Origin of the sequence: Undibacterium sp. SXout7W (assembly GCF_049339385.1) — a bacterium.
Classification (GTDB): Bacteria; Pseudomonadota; Gammaproteobacteria; order Burkholderiales; family Burkholderiaceae_D; genus Undibacterium.
Map to the genome: position 1 here is coordinate 1 of NZ_JBMPPF010000002.1, position 21588 is coordinate 21588.

A 21588-nucleotide genomic window follows, 5' to 3' on the forward strand; every position below is an offset into this window, starting at 1 on the left:
AGAACCGTATTCTTTTCTGCTTTTGCTTCGAAGCGTTGTGTTCGTCAGCAGCAGAGAAGCGAGATTATGCAGGATCTAACCGTACATGTCAACTGCCTGCCAAACTTTGTTCTTGCTTTGCGCATCGTTCCCGCACCTTGAAGTATCCGCGTAATGAGTTGTAGCTCCGATATCTCGTCAATTATTTGTCTGAATAGTATTGATAGATTGATTCTTGTTAGGCATTTCAGTATGTTTAATTGTTTTTAATTAATGATCTCTTTATGTCTTCCCATTCCGAAGGTTCTACAAAAGCTATTTATTACGCTCTGGGTGCAAATGCAGGAATTGCTCTGGCTAAATTTGGTGCGGCTTTATTCACTGCTTCTGGTGCGATGTTAGCGGAAGCAATCCATTCTTTGGCGGATTGCATTAATCAAATATTTTTACTGATCGGATTGAAAGAAGCTCAGCGGCCGGTCGATGCGGCGCATCCCATGGGATATGGGCGAGTGGTGTATTTCTGGGCGATGATGGTTGCCCTATTACTTTTCTTTTTGGGCGGAGCATATTCAGTGATGGAGGGAGTGGAGCGACTTAAGCATCCTGAGCCTTTGAAAAACCCGATGCTGGCGCTAGGTGTATTGGGAATTTCTGTACTTCTGGAGAGTATTTCTTTGCACGGCGCCTTGAAAGAAATCAAAAAAATTTCTCAAGGAAAATCTTTTTATCAGTGGTTCCGTGAAACACGTCAATCGGAACTCATGGTTGTTGCGGGCGAAGATATCGCCGCATTAGCGGGATTAAGCATTGCATTTATCGCAGTCATACTGACTGTTGCGACGGGAAATCCAGTATGGGACTCCATTGGCTCCATCGTGGTCGGCACTCTGTTAATGCTGGTTGCTTTTTTTGTCATTCGAGAAGTGAAGGCAATGATCACTGGCGAATCTGCTGCGCCTGAGATCAACGCTGCCATTCGCGCTCATATTGAGTTGCATCCTCATGTCAGTCATGTCATCAATCTGATTACCTTGCAATGGGGGGAGCAACTCATGATTGCCGTTCAGGCAAAAATGCATCGTCAGCCATCCGACATGGCACTGATTGAAGCAATCAATGAAGTAGAAGAAGACTTACAGAAACGCTGGCCACAGGCGAAGTGGTGTTTTTTTGAGCCAGATGTGGATAATACGCAAGATTAATGTTGCGCTGTCATATCGTCATGATCAATCGCATCAGCGGATACTAATAGTGACCGGATGGCGCGCTCAAACAAGGGTTCAGTCTCTGGAAAGCGCGCCTGTTCCGATTGCAACATATGCTGCAATTCTATGCAACTCATCAACACGACAGATGTATTTTCCTGAAAGCGTAATATCAGGTTACTCATGTCCTGATTAACCCACATGATACAGGCAGGTTGCAAGCTGCCCTGCACCTGTACTTCCAATGCCGTTCCAATCTGAAATACCGTCGGTATCACTGGCTGAAGATGATTTTGCCTGACATAGGTACTGGTAGCAGAGTCATCATGATGCGCCGGTCTGTGCAGGAAAGTAATCGCCAGTCTGGAATCCCGTATCACAGCAGGCAGAAAATCTGGCACAGATTCAGGAATCTCCTCAGACTCATCTTCTACGTCCAGACTATCCGGCTGATCAGTGAACTGCCCAAAGTGGTCATGCATATCAAACAATGAAGTGGGCTCTTGTACTGCATGTCCTGGTCGCAGCGCTTCTGCATGCGCATCGGCCAACCAATTAAGGAGCATTTGCTGTTCTGTTTTGTCCCATGCCAGCATTTCCAAACCTTGATGTAAGTTATTCAGCATGACAGGAATCATAGCTGATAACTGGTTACGGTCTTCGACGCTGACTTTGGGACTCAGGCTCCAGAATATATCTGGAACAAGCAAACGATAACGGCGAGCCCATCTCGGATCCATGCGTTCTGCGCGGACAATAGCGCTGCTCCAGTCATACAACAGAAAATGGCGGAAATACGGATCGACGTGCAGACGCGACAGCGCATGCGACAATTGCTGATGAGTCTGAACGAAACGCACTCTCAATGTTTCTGCCTCAGACACAGCCTTCACAGCGAGTTTTACATTCACATCACAATGACGCAACAGGCGTCCGACGACCGTGTCAAATCTCTCCTGTACCTTGGGAAATAAATCTGGAACTTCACAGTCATACCGCAGTAATGTTTTGACCAGACGTGCCAGCTCGTCATCAAACAGGGACACGCCCGGCTCAACCTTGGACACAGCAAATGCAACGGTCGCCAGACGATTCAACAATAATCGTGCGGCATGGTGAGTTTCTGTCAAAAATGCCGGCTCCAGCAATGCTTGCTGCAACATTAAAAATTGCAATCGACCTATCTGAATTCTGGTATTCAGGCTCAACAATGCATCGCGCAGAATGAATTCAAACAACATGGCGACGATATCTACCGTCATTTTTTCATCACCGGTCTGCGCCAGACTATGCAAAGCATCACGATGTTCACGCAAGAGATTTCTTATGTCGCCGTTTTCGTTGACCATCGCAGCAGCCTCCGGCGTCATTTGCCTATGCATGCGGCCAATGACTTTAATGAGCCGAATTTCAATCGCCGGAAACACCTTTGGTTCTGAAGCAGATCCCGGTTCTGCGGATATACCTGCAGAATGAGGCAGGCGTAGTGCAGCCAACGACGATATATCCATTTCGGTGCTGGTAACCCGACCGGAATTAGTCTCTACCTCACCCAATGGCAAGGCCGTGTTCTCAGAAGTGGCGGCACCTGTCAATGCGGCAGAACCGGGAGCAGACGTACCAAACACTTTCCTGAGCAAGCCACCAATCGCCATGCTGCCCGCCAGCCAGGAGGTGTCGCTCCCGTTCGCCACTACCGGGGAACCGAATGAAGCAGTTGCAACGCTTGAAGTCGATATTGCCGATGGTGAGGGCGCAGCAGATTTTCTGCGTGCTGCATGAAATAACTGCTCTATCCAACCCTGAGGATGTTGTATGGCAGGTGGAATTTGTTCGACGGCAGGATGTGGACCAGAGCCGGGTGCCGCTCCAGCCGAAACAGGCATTTCTGAAAAAGTAGCCCCCGCTGGTGACACACCTGGCGCCGAGGGCTTCAATTTATTCAGTGTATTGGGTGCCTTAGTGATTTTCAGGGTTAAATTGGCGCTCACCCCCAGATTCTCGAGACATACGTTGGTCGCGCGATACATATCAGCGACGCTATGCTGGAGACATTCACCCAGTTGCAAAATCAAGATTGTATTCAACTCAGGTAACAAACCAAGTGCTTCAATCGCCTGGGAAATACACCGTGTCAATAAATAGGGGCGAAATGGATTTTCTCTTTCGCACATATCTTCTTTTTCAAATAACACAGCGATGCGGATATTCAACTCACGCAATTGCTGCTCAGCCTTGTCGCGAAAATGCTGTGTTATTTCATTAAAACGCAGGGAGTTCTCAAAAACGGAAGGATCGAGCAAAGCAAGGGATTCTACGTCCTGGTTGAGAACAGAAGACGGCCTGAAATTGCTGTACGCCGTTTCCAAACTACGATCGAGCAACTGCGCCATATTCAGCATCAGCTGCTGCATGAGTTGTTCGCGTTTATCCTGTATCAGAGCACGGGCATGAAAAATCAGTTTTTGTTCATGCGATGTAGCAGCTTCTGCCTTGACAAACAAAGCTTCAATGGCGGCCGGCACAAGATCCTGAATCGCATTTTGAAAGGCATGCGTGAACTCGGCTCTGGCATTGGACAATACGTCATTCGGTACCATGTACACCTATTGCAAAATAAACATGATGAACCACATCCACCTGACCGCACTCACGCGCTATCACGATATTGTCAGGCGACTTTTTTCTTTCTGGTAGCTGGCTTTTTGACAGGAGTTGCAGCAACTTCGGTTACCGCAGTGTCTGCCTTGGCTTTGGCCTTCGCCGGTGCTTTGGCTTTACGCTCCTCAAACTCAAAACTGACTTTACCGTCTTTGCCACGGACTAAAAATGCCTTGAACGGGCGACGCGTACGCTGAGAAACAAAACCCGGCAACAAATCGGTCTTACCCTCGTTCAACAATTTTGCCATTTGTTCCGGCAAAATTTCTTGCTGCAAAATAATACGACCACTGCGGAAATCACACGCTTTCGGTTTAGCAGCGGTTTTTTCGCAGACATATGTCAGACCCATTTCGTAGACACCACTACCACATTTCGGGCATGGTCCCAGAACAGTCTGGCCAGTAAAGTCAACGCCTTCGCCGTCTTCACCTTCATCCTGACTCTGCCCGAAATCAAATTCCAGCTTCAGATTATTGTGTTCGGTATCCGGCACGATTTTCAGAATCGCGGCAAATGGTCTTCCCATCTTGGAACGGAATCCCTGCAGCGGACCAATTTCACGTTTCGCCAGCAATTCCTCCACTTCAGCCACTTCAAACTGTCGACTACCCGGTGTTTTGCTCATGGAAAATTCACATTTAGTACAGGCAAAACGACGGTAATTTTCCTTCACGACACCGCCACAGTGAGGGCATGGTGTCGTCAATGTGGCATAGTCGCCAGGGATCGTGTCGTTGTCATATTCTTTGGCACGCTTGACTATAATTTGCGTCATTTGTGCGATTTCACGCATGAATTCTTCGCGGCTGATTTTGCCGCGTTCCATTTGCGACAGTTTATATTCCCACTCACCTGTCAGCTCGGGCGATGTCAGCTCATCCACACCGAGGCCACGCAGTAAAGTCATTAACTGGAAAGCCTTGGCGGTGGGTATCAGTTCACGACCTTCACGCAACAGATATTTTTCTGTCAGCAAGCCCTCGATAATCGCGGCCCGTGTTGCAGGTGTTCCAAGGCCTTTACCAGCCATGGCTTCCCGCAGATCGCCGTCATCCACCAGCTTTCCTGCGCCTTCCATCGCACTCAGCAGAGTCGCCTCACTGTAGCGCGCAGGCGGTTTGGTTGCCAAACCATGCGAAGCGACCTGATCGGCAAGAACTTTTTCACCTTTGGCCACTGCCACTAAAGTACCCTTGCTCTCGCCGTCTTTAGCGTCTTTGTCTTCCAGTGCCTCTTTACCATAAATCGCCAGCCAACCCGCGCTGGTCATGACTTTACCTTCAGTCTTAAACTGATGTCCTGACACTTCGGTAATGCGGGTAGTCACCTGGAATTCGGCTGCCGGGAAAAACACCGCCATGAAACGGCGAGTCACCAGGTCATACAGCTTTTGTTCAGGTTCAGATAAATTCTTGGGCGCCTGTCCAGTAGGAATAATGGCAAAGTGATCACTGATCTTACTATTATCAAAAATACGTTTGTTTGGTTTCACCCACTGGTTATTCAGAATCTGGGCTGCAAACTGGTAGTAATTATTATTTTCAGCAATCGTTCCCAGAGTCTGTTTTACCGTATCCAGATAATCTTCTGGCAAATGACGGGAATCGGTACGCGGATAGGTCAAGACCTTATGTTTTTCGTACAAAGCCTGTGCCAGACCCAGCGTATTTTTAGCCGAAAAACCGAATTTCGCGTTTGCTTCACGCTGCAAGCTGGTCAGATCGAACAAGCCCGGCGCCATTTGGGTTGCCGGCTTGGATTCTTCTGTTACATTGCCCTGGCGACCACGGCAGGCAGCAACGATAGAATCGGCCGCGAGCTTACTCCAGAGGCGTTCGGCTTTCTTTTCTGGATCATGTTCGTCTTTTTTGAACTGATGATCCAGCCAGCGGCCTTCATACACACCCGCAGCGCACACAAATTCGGCACGGACTTCCCAGAAATCACGGGAAACGAATTTCTTAATTTTTTCTTCACGCTCAACCACGATAGAGAGTGTTGGCGTTTGTACGCGACCCACTGTGGTCAGGTAAAAGCCACCCTCTTTGGAATTGAAGGCAGTCATAGCACGCGTACCGTTGATACCGATCAGCCAGTCAGATTCTGAGCGGCAACGGGCAGCGTCTGCCAGCGGCATCATATCGCTGTCACTGCGCAGCTTCTGAAAACCGTCACGTATTGCGCCTGGTGTCATGGACTGTAGCCACAAACGCTGCACCGGCTGCTTCGCCTTGGCGTGTTGGGCAATCAAGCGAAAAATCAGTTCACCCTCGCGACCCGCGTCGCATGCGTTGATGAGCGCGCTGACATCTTTGCGTTTGATTAACTTATTTAATACCTTCAGACGTGATTCCGTCTTCGCTATCGGATTGAGCGCGAAATGTGGCGGAATCATCGGCAAATGCGTAAAGCTCCATTTCCCACGTTTAACGTCGTATTCTTCAGGAACCGCAATTTCCAGCAAATGGCCAACCGCCGAGGACAGCACGTAATTGTCGGACTCAAAATAATCATCATGCTTGGTGAAACCACCCAGAGCTTTCGCAATGTCAGCGGCGACAGAGGGTTTTTCGGCAATGATGAGCGTTTTTGTCATTTCGGGATTCTCGGGTGATTTCTGTATTGCAAAAATGTTTAATGTGCAACACTTTTTGCAAAATATGCGTAAGACTAACCTACATTAGCGCGGAATGATAAACGTGAACGACAAAAAACCGCAATGTGTCTGCGTTTTTTGTCATAAATCTTCCGATAAGAAAACGATTAGTGCAAAAGGCGTGTACTGTTGTCGTCATCTGACAACAGTAACTCATCGAACATTAACATGTCCGGCTCAGTGCCCTGACTCCAGAGCATCATCAGCACGATGATACGCAACTTATCCAGAGGTAATGGTGACTCATGCACAGCAAGAGCACGTTCAATGACGATTTCGCGCTGACGGGAATCAAGCAAACCCGCTGATTCCAGAAACTGTATAAAACCGATCGCTGGTGAACCCAGTGCACTGATTTCTTGCTCTGCATAAACACGAAAGCCGCTGGACGCCAGAGATTCTGGTTGTGACGCATCCGAGGTATTGGCAAGCCCGGTCAGCCAGTCAAGCGCCTCTGAAATTTCATCTTCCGGAAAACCGACAGCCGACAATTTTTTGACCAAGGCGGCCGTATCCGGACACGCATCCGGGCGGTAATAAGTTTCGTAGAGGTAGACAAGGATATCGAACATGTTGCTACTCTATCTGTTGAACCGCTTTCAAACAAGCCCCTTTTTTGGGAGAGCATGCTGAAATGTTAAAGCACATCATGGCGACTCTTGAGATCAGCAAAGCTTTTACACTTCCGTTTCATGAAAAGAATGTGTCTTAAGAAAGCGATAACAAGGCGACTCTGCGAAGAATGGCCAATGCCAACTGATACCAACTGATGCAACCTGGATAACCCGTATCAACCTATACCAAGCGCCGATATAGTCCTCCCGGCAAGGCTTCCGCCTGTCCGCTTAACTCCAGATCCAGCAAACCTGCACTCAGGCTGGCAATGTCCATATCAGCGCGACTCGCCAGAATATCCAGATGTACCGGGTCATAACCGAGTAAGGATAATAAGTGATTGTCGGGCAGCGTCAGTAAATCAGATTCGGCAGGCACCAATGGGAGCGATGGTGATCGAACCTCCAGCTCATCAAGAATGTCTTGCGCCGAATCGACCAGTTTGGCGCCTTGCTTGATCAACTGATGGCATCCTTTTGACAACGGTGCATGAATGGAGCCCGGGATGGCAAACACATCCCGCCCTTGTTCGGCGGCCATGCGCGCAGTAATCAGCGAGCCGGACTGTGCTGCCGCTTCGATCACAAGCACGCCTTTCGCCAGACCAGAAATAATCCGGTTTCGCCGTGGAAAATGCGATGCAATCGCCGGTGCGCCCAGCGCATATTCGCTGACGATACAGCCGCCTTCGGCAATCAGATGTGCCAGACTGCGGTTTCTGGCTGGATACACAATATCGGCCCCCGTCCCAATCACCGCGACCGTCGAACCGATCCCGCGCAAAGCCCCATGATGCGCGGCAGCATCAATACCGGCGGCAAGACCGGAGCTGATCGTCAAACCAGCATGGCTGAGCGTTTCGGCAAATTGCTCCGCATCGCGCACGCCTTGTGCCGTGGCATTGCGGCTACCAACCACGGCCAGCATATCTGCTTGTAACAAGCGCGTCTGGCCTTTGACATACAACAGCGCCGGGGGATCGGGAATATTAAGTAAGGATCCAGGATAACGCTCATCCGCGAGTGTCAGGATGTGGTTGCCTGGCTGTGCACACCAGTCATTGCAACGCTCCAGATACCGTTGCAATTGATCATCTGGTTTGGCCAGCAGGGCATGTGCAATTCTGGTGGACACCACCTGAGATAATTGGGCGGGTGTCGCCGCAAAAATAAACTCCGGCAGACCAAACGCTGCTAACAACTTGCGGGCAGTTTCCGGCCCCACACCTGCTGTCTGCAACAAGCGCAGCCAGTCATGCAGATCGGATGTCATCAATCGCCTTTGAGCCGGTCAGTGCCATTCAATTACTGGGGCGATTTGGCCGTGTCACCAATTTTGACAATATTGGTGACCTGCATGACCAGACCGTAAGAAATATTATCAAACACACGGAAGATAAATAAATTGCCATATTCTTCGTCCGGCAATTTTACTTTGCGATTGTTATCTGTCTTGTCCACAATCATATTTCCAAAACGATGTAACTCCAACACTGTGCCGATGTCTATCCCTTGTTCTTTGCCGCGATTGATCGACACAATATGATTTTGCCCTGCCACAGAAACACCGCCATAAACAGCCACGACACGCGCGGTGACTTCTTCGACTGGAGGATGCGGCACATAACTCATGATCGGCGTCGGGGGAATTGGCAATAATCTGTCACCTACCGACATTTCTTCTTTAGAGTTGACGACCGAGAATGTATGAACATCACCATCCTCACCCGCTTCGCGCTCCAGTTTGACAGTTCCCAGGAACACCGCTTCATAGCCAATAACTGCGTTGGTATCCGGATCTTTTAATGGTGTGCCTGGACGAAATACCTGGAACGACGTGCCGCCTTCGAGTTCGCCACGGACATAGGCTTTTTCACCCTGACCAATATTAACGCTGCCTTCTTTGGTAGCAACGATGCGCGGCGTACCATCGAGTTCGTTGCGTTCAACAATAATAGGCTGCGATAAAAATGGTTCGATCAGCGATGCCGGAATCGCCGGAATCGCATTCGCACCTATCCCTTGCGTACGCGAACGCGGCGTCCATTTCACCGTTGGTACACCTCCCACGTTGGCAAGACGCAAGCGACCATTGGCACGATCCAGATACACAATCTGTCCAGGATAAATCCAGTGTGGGTTACGAATGTCTTCTTTATTCATGCCCCAGACATGTGGCCAGCACCAGGGATTTTTCAGGAATTTGGCAGAAATCCCCCATAAAGTATCGCCACTGACTACCTCATGTTTATCGGGCGCATCTGGTAAAAAATCACACTTGCTGCTGTTAGCAACCGCCTGTGCTTGTGCCAGCGTTGCTTGCGCGCCTGCGGCAAATGCCGGTCCGGTGGCAAACGAAAGACTGGCAACGAGGAGAGGTACGATTGTGCTAAACTTTTTCATAAATAAATGTCCGATGCAAAATACCGCAACATGCTGATGAACAGCAGACTCGCGCAAGCAAGCGAAAAACTTGCAAAACTTGCCAAATTGAATCAAATTCTGCCCATAAATCCTTGAACTAGCAAGAAAAACTGCGTAACGGACTAACAGTCCTGTTGCGAAACGTCTTATGTCAATACTCAATATCCTGCGTTATCCCGATCCGCGCCTGCATAAAGTGGCAAAACCGGTCACCGTGTTTGATGATCGTCTGAAACAACTCATCGCCGATATGGCAGAAACCATGTACGCAGCACCTGGCGTGGGTCTGGCCGCATCCCAGATTGATGTTCACGAACAGCTCGTCGTGATTGATATTTCAGAAACCAATGACCAGCTACAAGTATTCATCAATCCCGAAATCATCTGGGCCAGTGAAGAAAAGAAAGTGTACGACGAAGGTTGCCTGTCGGTACCGGGAATTTACGACGGCGTGGAACGTCCGGCCGAAGTCAAGGTGAAAGCACTCGATGCGCAGGGACAATCTTTCGAATTACAGGCAGATGGCTTGCTGGCGGTGTGCATCCAGCATGAAATGGATCATCTGAAAGGAAAAGTCTTCGTTGAATACCTTTCACCACTCAAGCGCAACCGGATTAAAACCAAAATGCTGAAAGAAGAACGCGAAGAGCAACGTCACCGGAACAAACGCTGATGAAAGTCATTTTTGCGGGAACACCCGAATTCGCCGCCACAGCATTACAGGCGATCTGCGCAGCTGGCTTTGAAGTGCCGCTGGTGCTGACGCAACCCGATCGTCCAGCGGGGCGCGGGATGCAGTTACACGCCTCCGCCGTCAAACAATTTGCCCTGCAACATCAGATACCGGTCGCGCAACCGATATCGTTGCGTCTGGATGGTAAATATCCCGACGTCGCTGCTGAAGCACATCAGTTGCTACACTCCACACCACATGATGTGATGGTCGTGGCGGCTTACGGCCTGATTCTGCCGCCGTCGGTACTGGGGATTCCGCGACTGGGTTGTCTGAATATCCACGGCTCGCTGCTACCCCGCTGGCGTGGCGCCGCGCCTATTCATCGTGCGATCGAACATGGTGACGCAGAAACAGGCATCACGATTATGCAGATGGAAGCAGGTCTGGATACCGGCCCCATGTTGCTGAAGCACAGCATACGCATCGCCGACACTGACACCACGGGCAGTCTGCACGACACGCTGGCCGCAATGGGAGGAGACATGATCGTCACCGCCTTGCGTCAACTCGAACATGGTTCGTTACCTGCCACGGTGCAACCGGAAACGGGGATCACTTATGCAGCAAAAATCAGTAAGGAAGAAGCTGCGCTTGATTTTGCCGGATCAGCGACCAGTCTATGGCGCAAAATACGTGCATTCAATCCATTTCCGGGAGCGCATGCGTCATTTGCCGGTAGCAACATCAAAATCTGGCAGGCCGACATTGTTACCAGCCCCGCGCCTTCCGTCACCAGCGCTCAGCCGGGACAAATTCTGGCAGCCAACGCGCAGGAAGGCATTGTCGTTGCCTGCGGTGAAGGCATGTTGCGCCTGACCGAATTGCAAAAACCGGGCGGCAAGCGTTTACCCGCAGCCGAATTCCTAAAAGGATTTCCGGTCACAACAGGAGCAAGCTTTTCCTGTGCGCTTAAGTGAAGCAAAAAAGCGACAGCTTGCGTATGCAAATGGCAACTTTCTGAATATTACGAAAGAAATAACTCATTTCCGTGTTGGTGCTGAGCAAAATCTTTGTTGCGCTCACTGAGTTGTTGTATTCTCTTACACTGAATTATTGTCTGTTTCCTATTCGACACATACAGGACGGATGCAATATGGTTCCGGCAATGATCGCTACGGTGACAAAATCAGCCACAGCGATCTGTTTGCTACCAAAATAGTGTTACATACGTCCCGACATACTGACAAAGACCTAGAAAAGGTGAGCTCATGAAGAAACTTCTTCCAGTTGCAATCGCAGCCGCGCTGTTGGCAGGTTGTGCTACTCCTTATAGCGAAGCACCGCTAGCCGGAAATTTTCCGACCACCAAGCAAAATAAGCTACAGGCTGCGTCGCACTGGCTGGTTATTGCCAAGGATGTTGCTGAACAGATCAAACTGGGAACAGATAAAATCGGGGCACCTGTTTATGTGGCTCCGCCGCAGAAAAACAGCCAGTTCACACAGGCTTTTTATACACAGATCATCACTTCTCTGGTCAATCAGGGCGTGACTGTCAGAAAATTCAATGACGGTACTGCGCAGATCGTCGATATTGAAACGCAATTGGTGCAATTCTCCCCTAACAGACATCAGAACAAACGCTTTACCAGCGCATCAGTGATTGGTGCCGGTATCGGTGTAATTCATGGTCTGGGCTTCCCTGTCGGTACCGACCGCGTGCTGGGCGGTTTTGCTGTCACTGGTGCGTATGACTGGACTAGCTGGGTAGAACAAGAGTACGCCCGCGGCGCGACGCCAACATACGAGCTGATCGTAACAACATCGCTGGTAAAAAATTCCCAATTCGTTGCACGTCGCACAGATGCCTACTATGTCAACGACCCAGACTGGACTTTGTACAATAACAATGTGACTGACTTCAATTTCAAAGTAGTCGGGGAGCAAAAATAATGAAGAAACTCGCACTTGTTTTCACATCGGTTGTTGCTCTCAGTGCGTGTTCAGGCATGCCTAACTGGGGTGGTGCGCCTGTTTCCACGGCCACAGTACCAACCTGGAAAGATGCTGAAGCCAATGAATTTATTCCGGCAAATCAACGTGCAGCCACAGCGCTGATCGCGTCTGCCAACGCCTCTGCGAATGGCACGCTGGACAAAACCCGTCCATTGATTATCGCCACGCTGGCCAATATCAATGCGCTGGAAGAATCTTCTGCATTTGGCCGTATTCTGGCTGAGCACGTCTCTGGCCAGTTCTCGCGCTCTGGTTACAGAATGGTGGAAATGAAATTCCGCGACAAAGTATTCATGAAACAAAACGTGGGTGAATTGCTGCTGACACGCGAAATCAAAGAAGTCGCTCAAAATCATAGCGCGCAAGCGGTGATCGTCGGCACCTATGCCGAAAGTGACAAACTGGTATTCGTGAACCTGAAACTGATCCGTCCGGGTGACAACATCGTACTGGGAACTTACGATTACGCTATTCCTATGGATAAAACGATCAAGGCTCTGCTGGGTCGCCGCTAAATCCTGCGCAACCAATCACCGCTAAACATCACAGCTTAAGCCACGCCTTAAACCACGTTTTACTGAGCGCCCGGTATTGCATTTGCAGTAGCGGGCGTTTTTCATTGCTGATCATTTTGTTTCTGATTGCGTTGTTATTACCCTGTTATTACCGTGTTTTTACCGCGTTGCTCCTTACCCTGCCCTGTCAAACTTCCCGCCACGCTCCCCGGCAATCAACGACGATCAACGACGATCATTCGATTTTTCACATACTCCCTTACAGTATGTATCATTTACTGCGGCTAACGCTTTAATAACAAGCTCTGTGAGCTGAAATTAACAGATACTCCCCTTTTTTATGAATATGATACGCCCATCATCCAATTCACCTGATTCACCCAATTGCATCTTGTTGCGCAGCGCGGCTGATGGCCAGCACGGCGGGATGTGTGAGTTTGCGTTGCACCGAGATGGCATAGAACTGTTCCCGTATCTCGTCCGTACGACCCACCAGACAGACATCGTATTGGCGCATGACCATGTCAGCGATGACCGTTGGCGCGGCAAAAAATCCGGCTCCTGCCTGACCAAAAGCACTCATCAGCGCACTGTCATCAAATTCGCCAGCGATGCGCGGATGAATATTGCGCTGATCCAGCCACTGCAACAGGCGGGAGCGCAAGGCGGCATCCTCGCCTGGCAACAATAACGGTGCACCTTCCAGATTGCCGGGGAACGCGGACGAATACTGCGCCAGCAAGGCCGAAGTGGCAAAAAAACTGATTCCGCACTCGCCAAGCAAATGGCTATAACCACGCACATTCACCGTGGGCGGCATGGCGCTGTCAGACATCACCACATCGAGCTTATGCGTGGCCAGATCTGCGAGCAAGGATTCCAGCTTGCCTTCACGGCAATTGATGCGCAAGGTTTGCGGCAATTTCAAGGCAGGTTCCAGCAGCCGGTAGGCAACTGCTTTGGGTAATGCATCCGACACACCAACCCGCAACTGCAAGGTGCGCTCGGTTGGCCGATGATGCAATACCTCCTCCAGCTCCTGACCCAACGCAAAAATATCGTCTGCATAACTCAGCACCAACTGCCCGGCTTCGGTCAGTTCCAGGTTACGTCCATTTTTACGAAACAATTGCTCACCCTGAATTTCTTCAAACAAACTCAATTGTCCGCTGATGGTTTGCGGCGTCAGGTGTAGCTGTTCTGCCGCGCGCGCAATGCTGCCCGCTTTGGCAACCACCCAAAAGTAATGCAGATGCTTATAGTTCAACGCCGACATATCCGTACCTTCCGTTCATTCATCGTAAAAATCGAAGTATTTTTCAATTATATTCGACTTTTTTTACAGATAGACAACGACTACACTGCTGTTACCTTCTGTTGAGAAGGTGAAGCTCTTGCCCGTGTTCGCAGAGTCTTCCACATTTCAGGAGATACGCATGAAAATCTTGAGCCGCACGATTGCCCGCGACGTGCAAACCGTTGACTACATTGACAGCAGTGCTGGTGCCAGCCATAAAGTGCTTCGCAACACCTACATGCTGTTATCGATGACTTTGCTGTTTTCAGCACTGACTGCCGCTGCCACTGTCGCCTTTGCCATCCCCGGCCCGGGCATGTTGCTGACGCTGATCGGCTACTTTGGTCTGCTGTTTGCCACCACCAAATTACGTAACAGTGCATGGGGTATTGCCACTGTTTTTGCATTAACCGGTTTCATGGGTTACACCCTTGGCCCTATCCTCAGTCATTACCTGAAAATGCCGGGCGGCTCCGCCATCGTCATGACAGCGATGGCAATGACGGGTCTGATTTTCATGGGTTTGTCTGCCTACGTCCTGATCAGCAAACGTGATTTCAGCTTTATCGGCGGCTTTTTGATGATCGGTATGATCGTCGCGCTGGTGGCGAGTCTGGGTGCGATTTTCTTCCAGATTCCCGCTTTGTCGATGACGATTTCTGCGGTCATGGTCTTGCTGATGTCGGGCATGATTTTGTTTGAAACCAGCAACATCATCCACGGCGGCGAAACCAACTACATCATGGCGACAGTCAATCTGTACGTCACCATCTTCAACCTGTTCACCAGCCTGCTGCAATTGCTGGGCTTCATCGAAAAAGAATAAGCCATGTTACATACCGTCGCTCAACCCTGGATGTGGGTTGCCTTTATTGGATTCGTATTGACCATGCTGGCAGTGGACGTATTTGCCCTTGGCGGTTCGCGCGCCCATAAAGTCAGTGTCAGGGAGGCGGCGGCATGGTCTGTTGTCTGGGTCAGTCTGGCGCTGGCATTTGATTTTGGCCTGTGGATATACCTGACAGAAACCGTCGGACGCGAGATCGCCACTGCCAAAGCCATGGAATTTCTGACAGGCTATGTCATCGAAAAATCGCTGTCAGTCGATAATGTCTTTGTATTTCTACTGATCTTCGGTCATTTTGCAGTACCTGCCCAGCATCAGCGTAAAGTCTTGCTGTATGGCGTGTTAGGTGCCATCGTCATGCGTATCGTCATGATTCTGGCGGGTAGCTGGGTCGTCACACAATTCGCCTGGGTACTGTACCTGTTTGGTATTTTCCTGCTGATCACCGGCTTTCGCATGCTGGTGTCGGCAGAACAGGAACCTGACCTGGAAGCGAATCCGGTATTGAAGTTTGCTAAAAAACTGCTGCCCTTTACCAAAGAATTCCATCAGGAAAAGTTCAGCATCAAGATCAATGGCAAATTGTTCTTCACACCGCTGTTACTGGTGCTGATTCTGATCGAAGTATCCGATGTGATTTTTGCGGTGGATTCCATCCCGGCCATTTTCGCCGTAACGACCGACCCGTTCATCGTCTTCACGTCGAATATTTTCGCGATTATGGGCTTGCGGGCACTGTATTTCCTGTTGGCGGATATGGCAGACCGTTTTCATTTACTTAAATTTGGTCTGGCGTTTGTGCTGATGTTTGTCGGTATCAAAATGCTCATCGTGGAATGGATGCATATCCCAACCGGCATTTCGCTGATGGTCATTGGCTCGATTCTTGGCAGTTCCGTCATTGCCAGCCTGTTTGTTACCCGTAAAAAAGGCGCAACAAAACACTGAAGAACCACAAAACGACAGATTCAACAGATCAGCAGAGAAAAGCTCAAAGCGGCTGACACTATCTGAGCCACCTACGTTCATCACCTAGTAACAATTTCCCTTTGGGCACATATCTTCTCGGAGTATGTGCCCTTTTTTGCTATGCTTTACTCGTTCAGGGCATAACCATCTAACCACAATATATAAGCAAAACCGTCCCAAACCCCGGCAGGCAATATCCAAGCCCTTGATTTGACGTATAATTTATGCTTCCCAGCGCCGATTTGAGATTCAGATTGCGGGCGCGTAATAAGTGCTGCTAAAAGGACGTCGCCCGATCCGCCTGCATGCATGAGCCGATCGGGTTTTTCGTTTTTGCGAGTAAAGATCATGACCAGAACCCTGCCTGTCTCCGCCACCGAAACCCGTTTGCGCGCATTGCTGCAACAACGCATCCTGATCCTGGATGGCGCGATGGGCACCATGATCCAGCGTTATAAGCTGACGGAAGAAGATTATCGAGGCGAGCGTTTCAAAGATTTTGCGGTGCCCGGCAAAGAATTATTCGTCAAAGGCAACAATGAATTACTGACGCTGACGCAGCCACACATCATTCAGGAAATTCACGAACAATATCTGGCCGCCGGTGCCGATCTGATCGAAACCAATACCTTCGGTGCCACAACCGTCGCGCAAGACGACTACCACATGGCGCATCTGGCCTATGAGATGAACGTGCAGGCGGCAAAGATTGCCCGCGCCGCCTGTGACAAATACAGCAGTGCCGACAAACCGCGCTTCGTCGCCGGCGCGCTGGGGCCGACACCAAAAACCGCCTCGATTTCACCGGATGTGAATGACCCTGCGGCGCGGAATGTCACTTTCGATCAACTGGTTGCCGCCTATCATGAACAAACCCGTGGACTGGTCGAAGGCGGCGCCGATGTGCTGCTGGTCGAAACCATTTTCGACACACTGAACTGTAAAGCGGCCCTGTTCGCGATTGATCAGTATTTTGAAGAAACCGGCCAGACCTTACCGATCATGATTTCCGGCACCGTCACCGATGCCTCTGGTCGCATACTGTCTGGTCAGACCGTGCCGGCATTCTGGAATTCCGTACGCCACGCCAAACCGCTGACCATAGGCCTGAACTGCGCGCTCGGTGCGGCGCTGATGCGTCCATATGCAGAAGAACTGTCGAAAATTGCCGATACTTTTGTTTGTATTTATCCGAACGCCGGTTTGCCAAATCCTATGAGCGATACCGGTTTTGATGAGCTGCCAGCCGATACCTCTGCCTTACTGAAAGAATTTGCCGAAGCCGGTTTCATTAATATCGCCGGTGGCTGCTGCGGCACTACGCCGCCACACATCAAAGCGATTGCCGACATCCTGCAAACCCAGACACCACGCGCGGTTCCGGGCGTTGCTCCGGCCTGTCGTTTGTCGGGCTTAGAGCCTTTCACCATCGATGAACAATCTCTGTTTGTGAATGTCGGTGAACGCACCAACGTCACAGGTTCGAAAGCCTTTGCACGCTTAATTTTGAACGAACAATACGATGAAGCTTTAGCCGTCGCCCGCCAGCAAGTGGAAAATGGCGCGCAAGTCATCGACATCAATATGGATGAAGCGATGCTGGATTCACTGGCAGCCATGACGCGCTTCCTGAATCTGATCGCATCAGAACCAGATATCGCCCGCGTCCCGCTGATGATCGATTCGTCCAAATGGAGTGTGATCGAAGCTGGTCTGAAATGCGTGCAAGGCAAGGCCATCGTCAATTCGATTTCGATGAAAGAGGGCGAGGCAGAATTTCTGCGGCAAGCCAACTTGTGCAAGCGTTACGGCGCGGCGGTCATCGTCATGGCGTTTGATGAAAAAGGCCAGGCGGACACGTATCAACGCAAGATAGAGATCTGCGAACGCGCTTATCGCCTGCTAGTCGATCAACTCGATTTTGATCCGCAAGACATTATTTTCGATCCGAATATTTTCGCGGTCGCTACCGGTATCGAAGAACACAATAACTACGCTGTCGATTTCATCGAAGCGACGCGCTGGATTCACAACAATCTGCCAGGCGCCAAAATCAGCGGTGGCGTCTCGAATGTGAGTTTCTCTTTCCGTGGCAATGACCCGGCACGTGAAGCGATCCACACCGTGTTCCTGTATCACGCGATTCAGGCCGGTATGACGATGGGTATCGTGAATGCAGGCATGGTCGGCGTGTACAGCGAACTCGATCCCGAATTGCGTGAACGCGTGGAAGACGTGGTGCTGAACCGCAGGGAAGATGCGACTGAACGCATGATCGAATTTGCGGCAACACTGAAAGCCGGCGGCAAGAAAGAAGAAGCCACGCTGGAATGGCGCAGTGAGCCGGTCGCCAAGCGACTCGCACATGCGATGGTGCATGGCATTACGCAATGGATCGTTGAAGATACCGAAGAAGCACGCGCCGCCATTATGGACAACGGCGGTCGCCCAATACAGGTGATCGAAGGCCCGCTGATGGATGGCATGAATATCGTCGGCGATTTATTCGGTCAGGGCAAAATGTTTTTGCCGCAGGTGGTGAAATCCGCGCGCGTGATGAAGCAGGCTGTCGCCCATCTGGTGCCCTACATTGAAGAAGAAAAAAAGCGCAGCGGCGACAATAAACCGAAAGGCAAAATCGTGATTGCCACCGTCAAAGGCGACGTGCATGACATCGGCAAAAACATCGTCACTGTCGTGCTGCAGTGTAATAACTTTGAAGTCGTCAACATGGGTGTGATGGTGCCGTGTTCGGAAATTCTGGCCAAAGCCAAAGCCGAAAACGCCGATATCATCGGCCTCTCCGGCCTGATCACGCCGTCACTCGAAGAAATGGCCTATGTCGCCAAAGAGATGCAGCGTGATCCGCATTTCCGCATGATGAAGATTCCGCTGCTGATCGGCGGTGCCACCACCAGCCGCGCGCATACTGCAGTGAAAATCGCGCCGAATTATGAGGGCCCGGTCGTGTATGTGCCGGATGCTTCGCGCTCAGTATCGGTCGCGCAATCCTTGCTGACGCCGGAAAGCCGCGATCAATACATTGATGAGCTGGCGACGGATTACGAACGTATCCGCGTGCAGCATGCGAACAAAAAAACCACGCCATTGCTGACGCTGGCGCAAGCGCGTGCGAATAAAATGAAGCTCAGCTTTGATGGTGCGAACGCACCTGTGAAGCCAAAATTCATCGGTCGCCGGGTATTTAAAAACGTCGATCTGGCAACGATTGCGCAATACGTCGATTGGGGTCCGTTCTTCCAGACCTGGGATCTGGCTGGCCCTTATCCTGCGATTCTGACGGATAGCGTGGTCGGTGAAGCGGCGAGCAAAGTGTTTGCCGAAGGCCAGGCAATGCTGAAAAAAATTATCGATGGCCGCTGGCTGACAGCGAACGGCGTCGTCTCTTTGCTGCCTGCGAATAGCGTGCATGACGACGACATCGAAATTTACACTGATGACAGCCGCAGCCAGGTCGCGTTCACTTATTACGGCACGCGCCAGCAAACCGAAAAACCGCTGGTTGATGGCATACAACGTCCGAATCAATGCCTGAGCGATTTCATCGCGCCGAAAGACAGCGGCGTCGCTGACTACATCGGCATGTTCGCTGTCACTGCCGGTCTGGGAATCGAAAAATACGAAAAACGCTTTGAAGACGCGCATGACGATTACAGCAGCATCATGCTGAAATCGCTGGCAGATCGTCTGGCCGAAGCCTTTGCCGAATATCTGCATGAACGCATCCGCACCGATCTGTGGGGGTATGCCGCCGATGAAAAACTCAGCAACCAAGAGTTGATCAAAGAATCCTACCAGGGCATACGCCCGGCACCCGGCTACCCGGCCTGTCCGGAACACACGGTTAAAACCGCGATGTTCAAGCAGATGCAATGCGAAGAAATCGACATGCACATCACCGAATCATGGGCGATGATTCCTGGCGCCGCGGTCTCCGGTTTCTACTTTGCGCATCCAGAATCCAAATACTTCAGCGTCGGTAAAATCGGCGACGATCAGGTCACGGACATGGCGGCACGACGCGGCGTGGCGAAGGAAGAAGTCGAACGCTGGCTGGCACCGAATCTGTAATCACATCGATGACGGAACGTTGACCAAACGTTTGGTCGCCTCCGGCAGCGAGTATGAATCCGACCTGTGATCATGCTCGCTGCTGATCGCACTCAACACTGATCAATGCACCGTGCCACTACTTTGCAGATGATGCCGGAATAGAGTTAAAAATTGGATTTTAAGGGGAGTATGCTGCTATTTTCATCGATAGTCAGCATAAACAAAGGCGTGTTTAAATATACTCCCAGTCAGTATATTTACCCTTTAAAACACGCTTTTCAAGCGTTTTTTCTTTTGTATGCTGTGCGCTATGCGGTGAGCGGTGAGCGGTGAGCGGTGAGCGGTGAGCGGTGAGCGGTGAGCGGTGAGCGGTGAGCGGTGAGCGGTGATGCTAACCGCAGCGGCTAGTCATGTTGCAAGCGATGCATGAACCTCACGTTATGCCCCTCATCCAGTTCATCCTGCTGGTGATTTATGGAGCCTGTCTTCATGTCTGGTGGCGGGCCATAAACCCGCTGGTCGGTATAGCATGATCAGAATCATCGCTAAACCCATCAGTAATTGCCGCAGGATTTCGCTGGGGATCAGGACCTGGCCAAACAAGAGCTGCTGCAGTGGCTCGACCAGATAGCGCAAAATTTCTGGCAGACCAGTGAGCAGGACAGCGCCCAGAATCACGCCGGGAATATGCCCCATGCCGCCCAGAACTACCATCGACAGCACCGTGACCGATTCGTTAAGAGAGAAAGATTCGGGGGAGATGTAGCCCTGAAACGCGGCGAACATGGCCCCGGCGACACCGGCAAAGGAAGCGCCCATGGCAAACGCCAGCAATTTGATCTGACTGGTATTGATGCCCATGGCTTTGGCAGCGGTTTCATCTTCGCGTATGGCGACAAAAGCGCGCCCCAGACGTGAATGTTGCAGGCGGACGGTGACAAAAATAATCGCACCGCACAGCGCCAGAAATAAAAAATAATAGGCATTGACCGAGGGCATGGCAATACTGCCGATGTGCACGATGGCATGTGAATCAGCTTCGCCATGCAGCGATATGCCGAAGATGCTGACCGGATCGATCATGTTGATGCCTTTGGGGCCATCGGTGATGTTGATCGGATCGTTGAGGTTGATGATCAGGATGCGAATAATTTCACCAAACCCCAGCGTGACCACGGTCAGATAGTCACCACGCAATTTGAGCGTGGGAGCGCCGAGCAATATGCCAAACAGGCCAGCCAGTGCGGCGCTGAAAGGGACGATCAGCCATACCGGTAAGTGGATGCCATCATGGGCGATGGCGGGGCCGCATAGTTGTATCAGCCAATGGCCGAAAGCCGGATAATGTTCGACCAGCGATCCCAGTAACACCGCAAACTGCGGCGATGCAAACAAGCCGCTCAGGTAAGCGCCCACCGCGTAAAAAGCGATATAGCCGAGGTCGAGCAGACCGGCAAATCCAATCACAATATTGAGCCCCAGCGCGAGCATGATGTACATCAGCGCCAGATCCATGATGCGCACCCAGGCATTGCCAAACTGGGCTGCGATCAACGGAAACAGCAGCAGCGCGAGCACGATGCTTGCCAGCGGCAGGTGAGCATTGGCGCGGAGTTTAGCGCGGCTGATGAGCGGCTGCATCGGGTGTTG

The 21588-nt window shown here is 50.9% G+C and carries 15 protein-coding genes; 8 read left to right on the forward strand and 7 right to left on the reverse strand.

Features of this window, described 5'->3' with window-relative positions; translation table 11 throughout:
* Window positions 1-263: 263 nt before the first annotated feature.
* A complete protein-coding gene (locus ACO0LB_RS02425) occupies window positions 264-1184 on the forward strand; it encodes a cation diffusion facilitator family transporter (protein ID WP_423046142.1) in 921 nt (306 codons plus the stop codon).
* Here the strand turns inward: ACO0LB_RS02425 and ACO0LB_RS02430 are convergent.
* From ACO0LB_RS02430 to ACO0LB_RS02450, 5 genes are all read right to left on the reverse strand, one after another.
* Window positions 1181-3787 (reverse strand): DUF1631 family protein, encoded by a 2607-nt coding sequence (locus ACO0LB_RS02430; RefSeq protein ID WP_423046144.1) that lies wholly within the window; start codon window positions 3785-3787, stop codon window positions 1181-1183. The genes ACO0LB_RS02425 and ACO0LB_RS02430 overlap by 4 nt on opposite strands.
* Before the next feature lie 71 nt (window positions 3788-3858).
* A complete protein-coding gene (locus tag ACO0LB_RS02435) occupies window positions 3859-6447 on the reverse strand; it encodes a DNA topoisomerase III (RefSeq protein WP_423046146.1) in 2589 nt (862 codons plus the stop codon).
* A gap of 167 nt (window positions 6448-6614) precedes the next feature.
* Complete coding sequence (locus ACO0LB_RS02440) at window positions 6615-7079, reverse strand: DUF494 family protein (protein WP_423046148.1); 465 nt, start codon at window positions 7077-7079, stop codon at window positions 6615-6617.
* Between the two features lie 223 nt (window positions 7080-7302).
* Window positions 7303-8394 carry a DNA-processing protein DprA gene (dprA, locus tag ACO0LB_RS02445; protein ID WP_423046150.1) on the reverse strand — a complete coding sequence of 364 codons (1092 nt, stop codon included), beginning with the start codon at window positions 8392-8394 and terminating at the stop codon, window positions 7303-7305.
* A gap of 32 nt (window positions 8395-8426) precedes the next feature.
* Window positions 8427-9524 (reverse strand): LysM peptidoglycan-binding domain-containing protein, encoded by a 1098-nt coding sequence (locus tag ACO0LB_RS02450; protein ID WP_423046152.1) that lies wholly within the window; start codon window positions 9522-9524, stop codon window positions 8427-8429.
* A gap of 169 nt (window positions 9525-9693) precedes the next feature.
* On the opposite strand from ACO0LB_RS02450, the gene def reads away from it, so the two are divergent.
* The 4 genes from def (at window position 9694) to ACO0LB_RS02470 (ending at window position 12751) form a co-directional block, all read left to right on the forward strand.
* Window positions 9694-10218, forward strand: a complete 525-nt coding sequence (gene def / locus ACO0LB_RS02455; RefSeq protein WP_423046153.1) for a peptide deformylase — start codon at window positions 9694-9696, stop codon at window positions 10216-10218.
* Window positions 10218-11198: a methionyl-tRNA formyltransferase gene (fmt, locus tag ACO0LB_RS02460; protein ID WP_423046155.1), complete on the forward strand. Its 981-nt coding sequence runs from the start codon at window positions 10218-10220 to the stop codon at window positions 11196-11198. The genes def and fmt overlap by 1 nt, the downstream gene beginning before the upstream one ends.
* A 291-nt stretch (window positions 11199-11489) precedes the next feature.
* On the forward strand, window positions 11490-12173 hold the full coding sequence (locus tag ACO0LB_RS02465; RefSeq protein WP_423046157.1) for a hypothetical protein: 684 nt from the start codon (window positions 11490-11492) through the stop codon (window positions 12171-12173).
* Window positions 12173-12751 carry a FlgO family outer membrane protein gene (locus ACO0LB_RS02470; protein WP_423046159.1) on the forward strand — a complete coding sequence of 193 codons (579 nt, stop codon included), beginning with the start codon at window positions 12173-12175 and terminating at the stop codon, window positions 12749-12751. Before ACO0LB_RS02465 ends, ACO0LB_RS02470 begins: the two co-directional genes overlap by 1 nt.
* 376 nt (window positions 12752-13127) lie before the next feature.
* Here ACO0LB_RS02470 and nhaR read toward each other — a convergent pair whose 3' ends face one another.
* The gene (gene nhaR, locus ACO0LB_RS02475; protein ID WP_423046161.1) at window positions 13128-14027 is read right to left on the reverse strand and encodes a transcriptional activator NhaR; all 900 of its coding nucleotides are present in this window, start codon (window positions 14025-14027) and stop codon (window positions 13128-13130) included.
* 160 nt (window positions 14028-14187) lie between these two features.
* On the opposite strand from nhaR, the gene ACO0LB_RS02480 reads away from it, so the two are divergent.
* The 3 genes from ACO0LB_RS02480 to metH all read left to right on the forward strand — a co-directional run bounded on the left by ACO0LB_RS02480 (window position 14188) and on the right by metH (window position 19956).
* Window positions 14188-14874 (forward strand): Bax inhibitor-1/YccA family protein, encoded by a 687-nt coding sequence (locus tag ACO0LB_RS02480; protein ID WP_423046163.1) that lies wholly within the window; start codon window positions 14188-14190, stop codon window positions 14872-14874.
* Between the two features lie 3 nt (window positions 14875-14877).
* Complete coding sequence (locus ACO0LB_RS02485; RefSeq protein ID WP_423046165.1) at window positions 14878-15843, forward strand: TerC family protein; 966 nt, start codon at window positions 14878-14880, stop codon at window positions 15841-15843.
* Between the two features lie 369 nt (window positions 15844-16212).
* Entirely contained in the window at window positions 16213-19956 is a 3744-nt protein-coding gene (gene metH, locus ACO0LB_RS02490) for a methionine synthase (RefSeq protein ID WP_423046167.1), read from the forward strand.
* A 438-nt stretch (window positions 19957-20394) separates the two neighbouring features.
* Here the strand turns inward: metH and ACO0LB_RS02495 are convergent, their stop codons facing one another.
* Window positions 20395-21579 carry an ABC transporter permease subunit gene (locus ACO0LB_RS02495; protein ID WP_423046169.1) on the reverse strand — a complete coding sequence of 395 codons (1185 nt, stop codon included), beginning with the start codon at window positions 21577-21579 and terminating at the stop codon, window positions 20395-20397.
* Window positions 21580-21588: the final 9 nt, after the last annotated feature.

Bases quoted from the DNA above. Each gene is read 5' to 3' on its own strand.
- ACO0LB_RS02425 (WP_423046142.1), top strand. From the start codon at position 264: ATGTCTTCCCATTCCGAAGGTTCTACAAAAGCTATTTATTACGCTCTG.
- ACO0LB_RS02430 (WP_423046144.1), bottom strand. From the start codon at position 3,787: ATGGTACCGAATGACGTATTGTCCAATGCCAGAGCCGAGTTCACGCAT.
- ACO0LB_RS02435 (WP_423046146.1), bottom strand. From the start codon at position 6,447: ATGACAAAAACGCTCATCATTGCCGAAAAACCCTCTGTCGCCGCTGAC.
- ACO0LB_RS02440 (WP_423046148.1), bottom strand. From the start codon at position 7,079: ATGTTCGATATCCTTGTCTACCTCTACGAAACTTATTACCGCCCGGAT.
- dprA (WP_423046150.1), bottom strand. From the start codon at position 8,394: ATGACATCCGATCTGCATGACTGGCTGCGCTTGTTGCAGACAGCAGGT.
- ACO0LB_RS02450 (WP_423046152.1), bottom strand. From the start codon at position 9,524: ATGAAAAAGTTTAGCACAATCGTACCTCTCCTCGTTGCCAGTCTTTCG.
- def (WP_423046153.1), top strand. From the start codon at position 9,694: ATGTCAATACTCAATATCCTGCGTTATCCCGATCCGCGCCTGCATAAA.
- fmt (WP_423046155.1), top strand. From the start codon at position 10,218: ATGAAAGTCATTTTTGCGGGAACACCCGAATTCGCCGCCACAGCATTA.
- ACO0LB_RS02465 (WP_423046157.1), top strand. From the start codon at position 11,490: ATGAAGAAACTTCTTCCAGTTGCAATCGCAGCCGCGCTGTTGGCAGGT.
- ACO0LB_RS02470 (WP_423046159.1), top strand. From the start codon at position 12,173: ATGAAGAAACTCGCACTTGTTTTCACATCGGTTGTTGCTCTCAGTGCG.
- nhaR (WP_423046161.1), bottom strand. From the start codon at position 14,027: ATGTCGGCGTTGAACTATAAGCATCTGCATTACTTTTGGGTGGTTGCC.
- ACO0LB_RS02480 (WP_423046163.1), top strand. From the start codon at position 14,188: ATGAAAATCTTGAGCCGCACGATTGCCCGCGACGTGCAAACCGTTGAC.
- ACO0LB_RS02485 (WP_423046165.1), top strand. From the start codon at position 14,878: ATGTTACATACCGTCGCTCAACCCTGGATGTGGGTTGCCTTTATTGGA.
- metH (WP_423046167.1), top strand. From the start codon at position 16,213: ATGACCAGAACCCTGCCTGTCTCCGCCACCGAAACCCGTTTGCGCGCA.
- ACO0LB_RS02495 (WP_423046169.1), bottom strand. From the start codon at position 21,579: ATGCAGCCGCTCATCAGCCGCGCTAAACTCCGCGCCAATGCTCACCTG.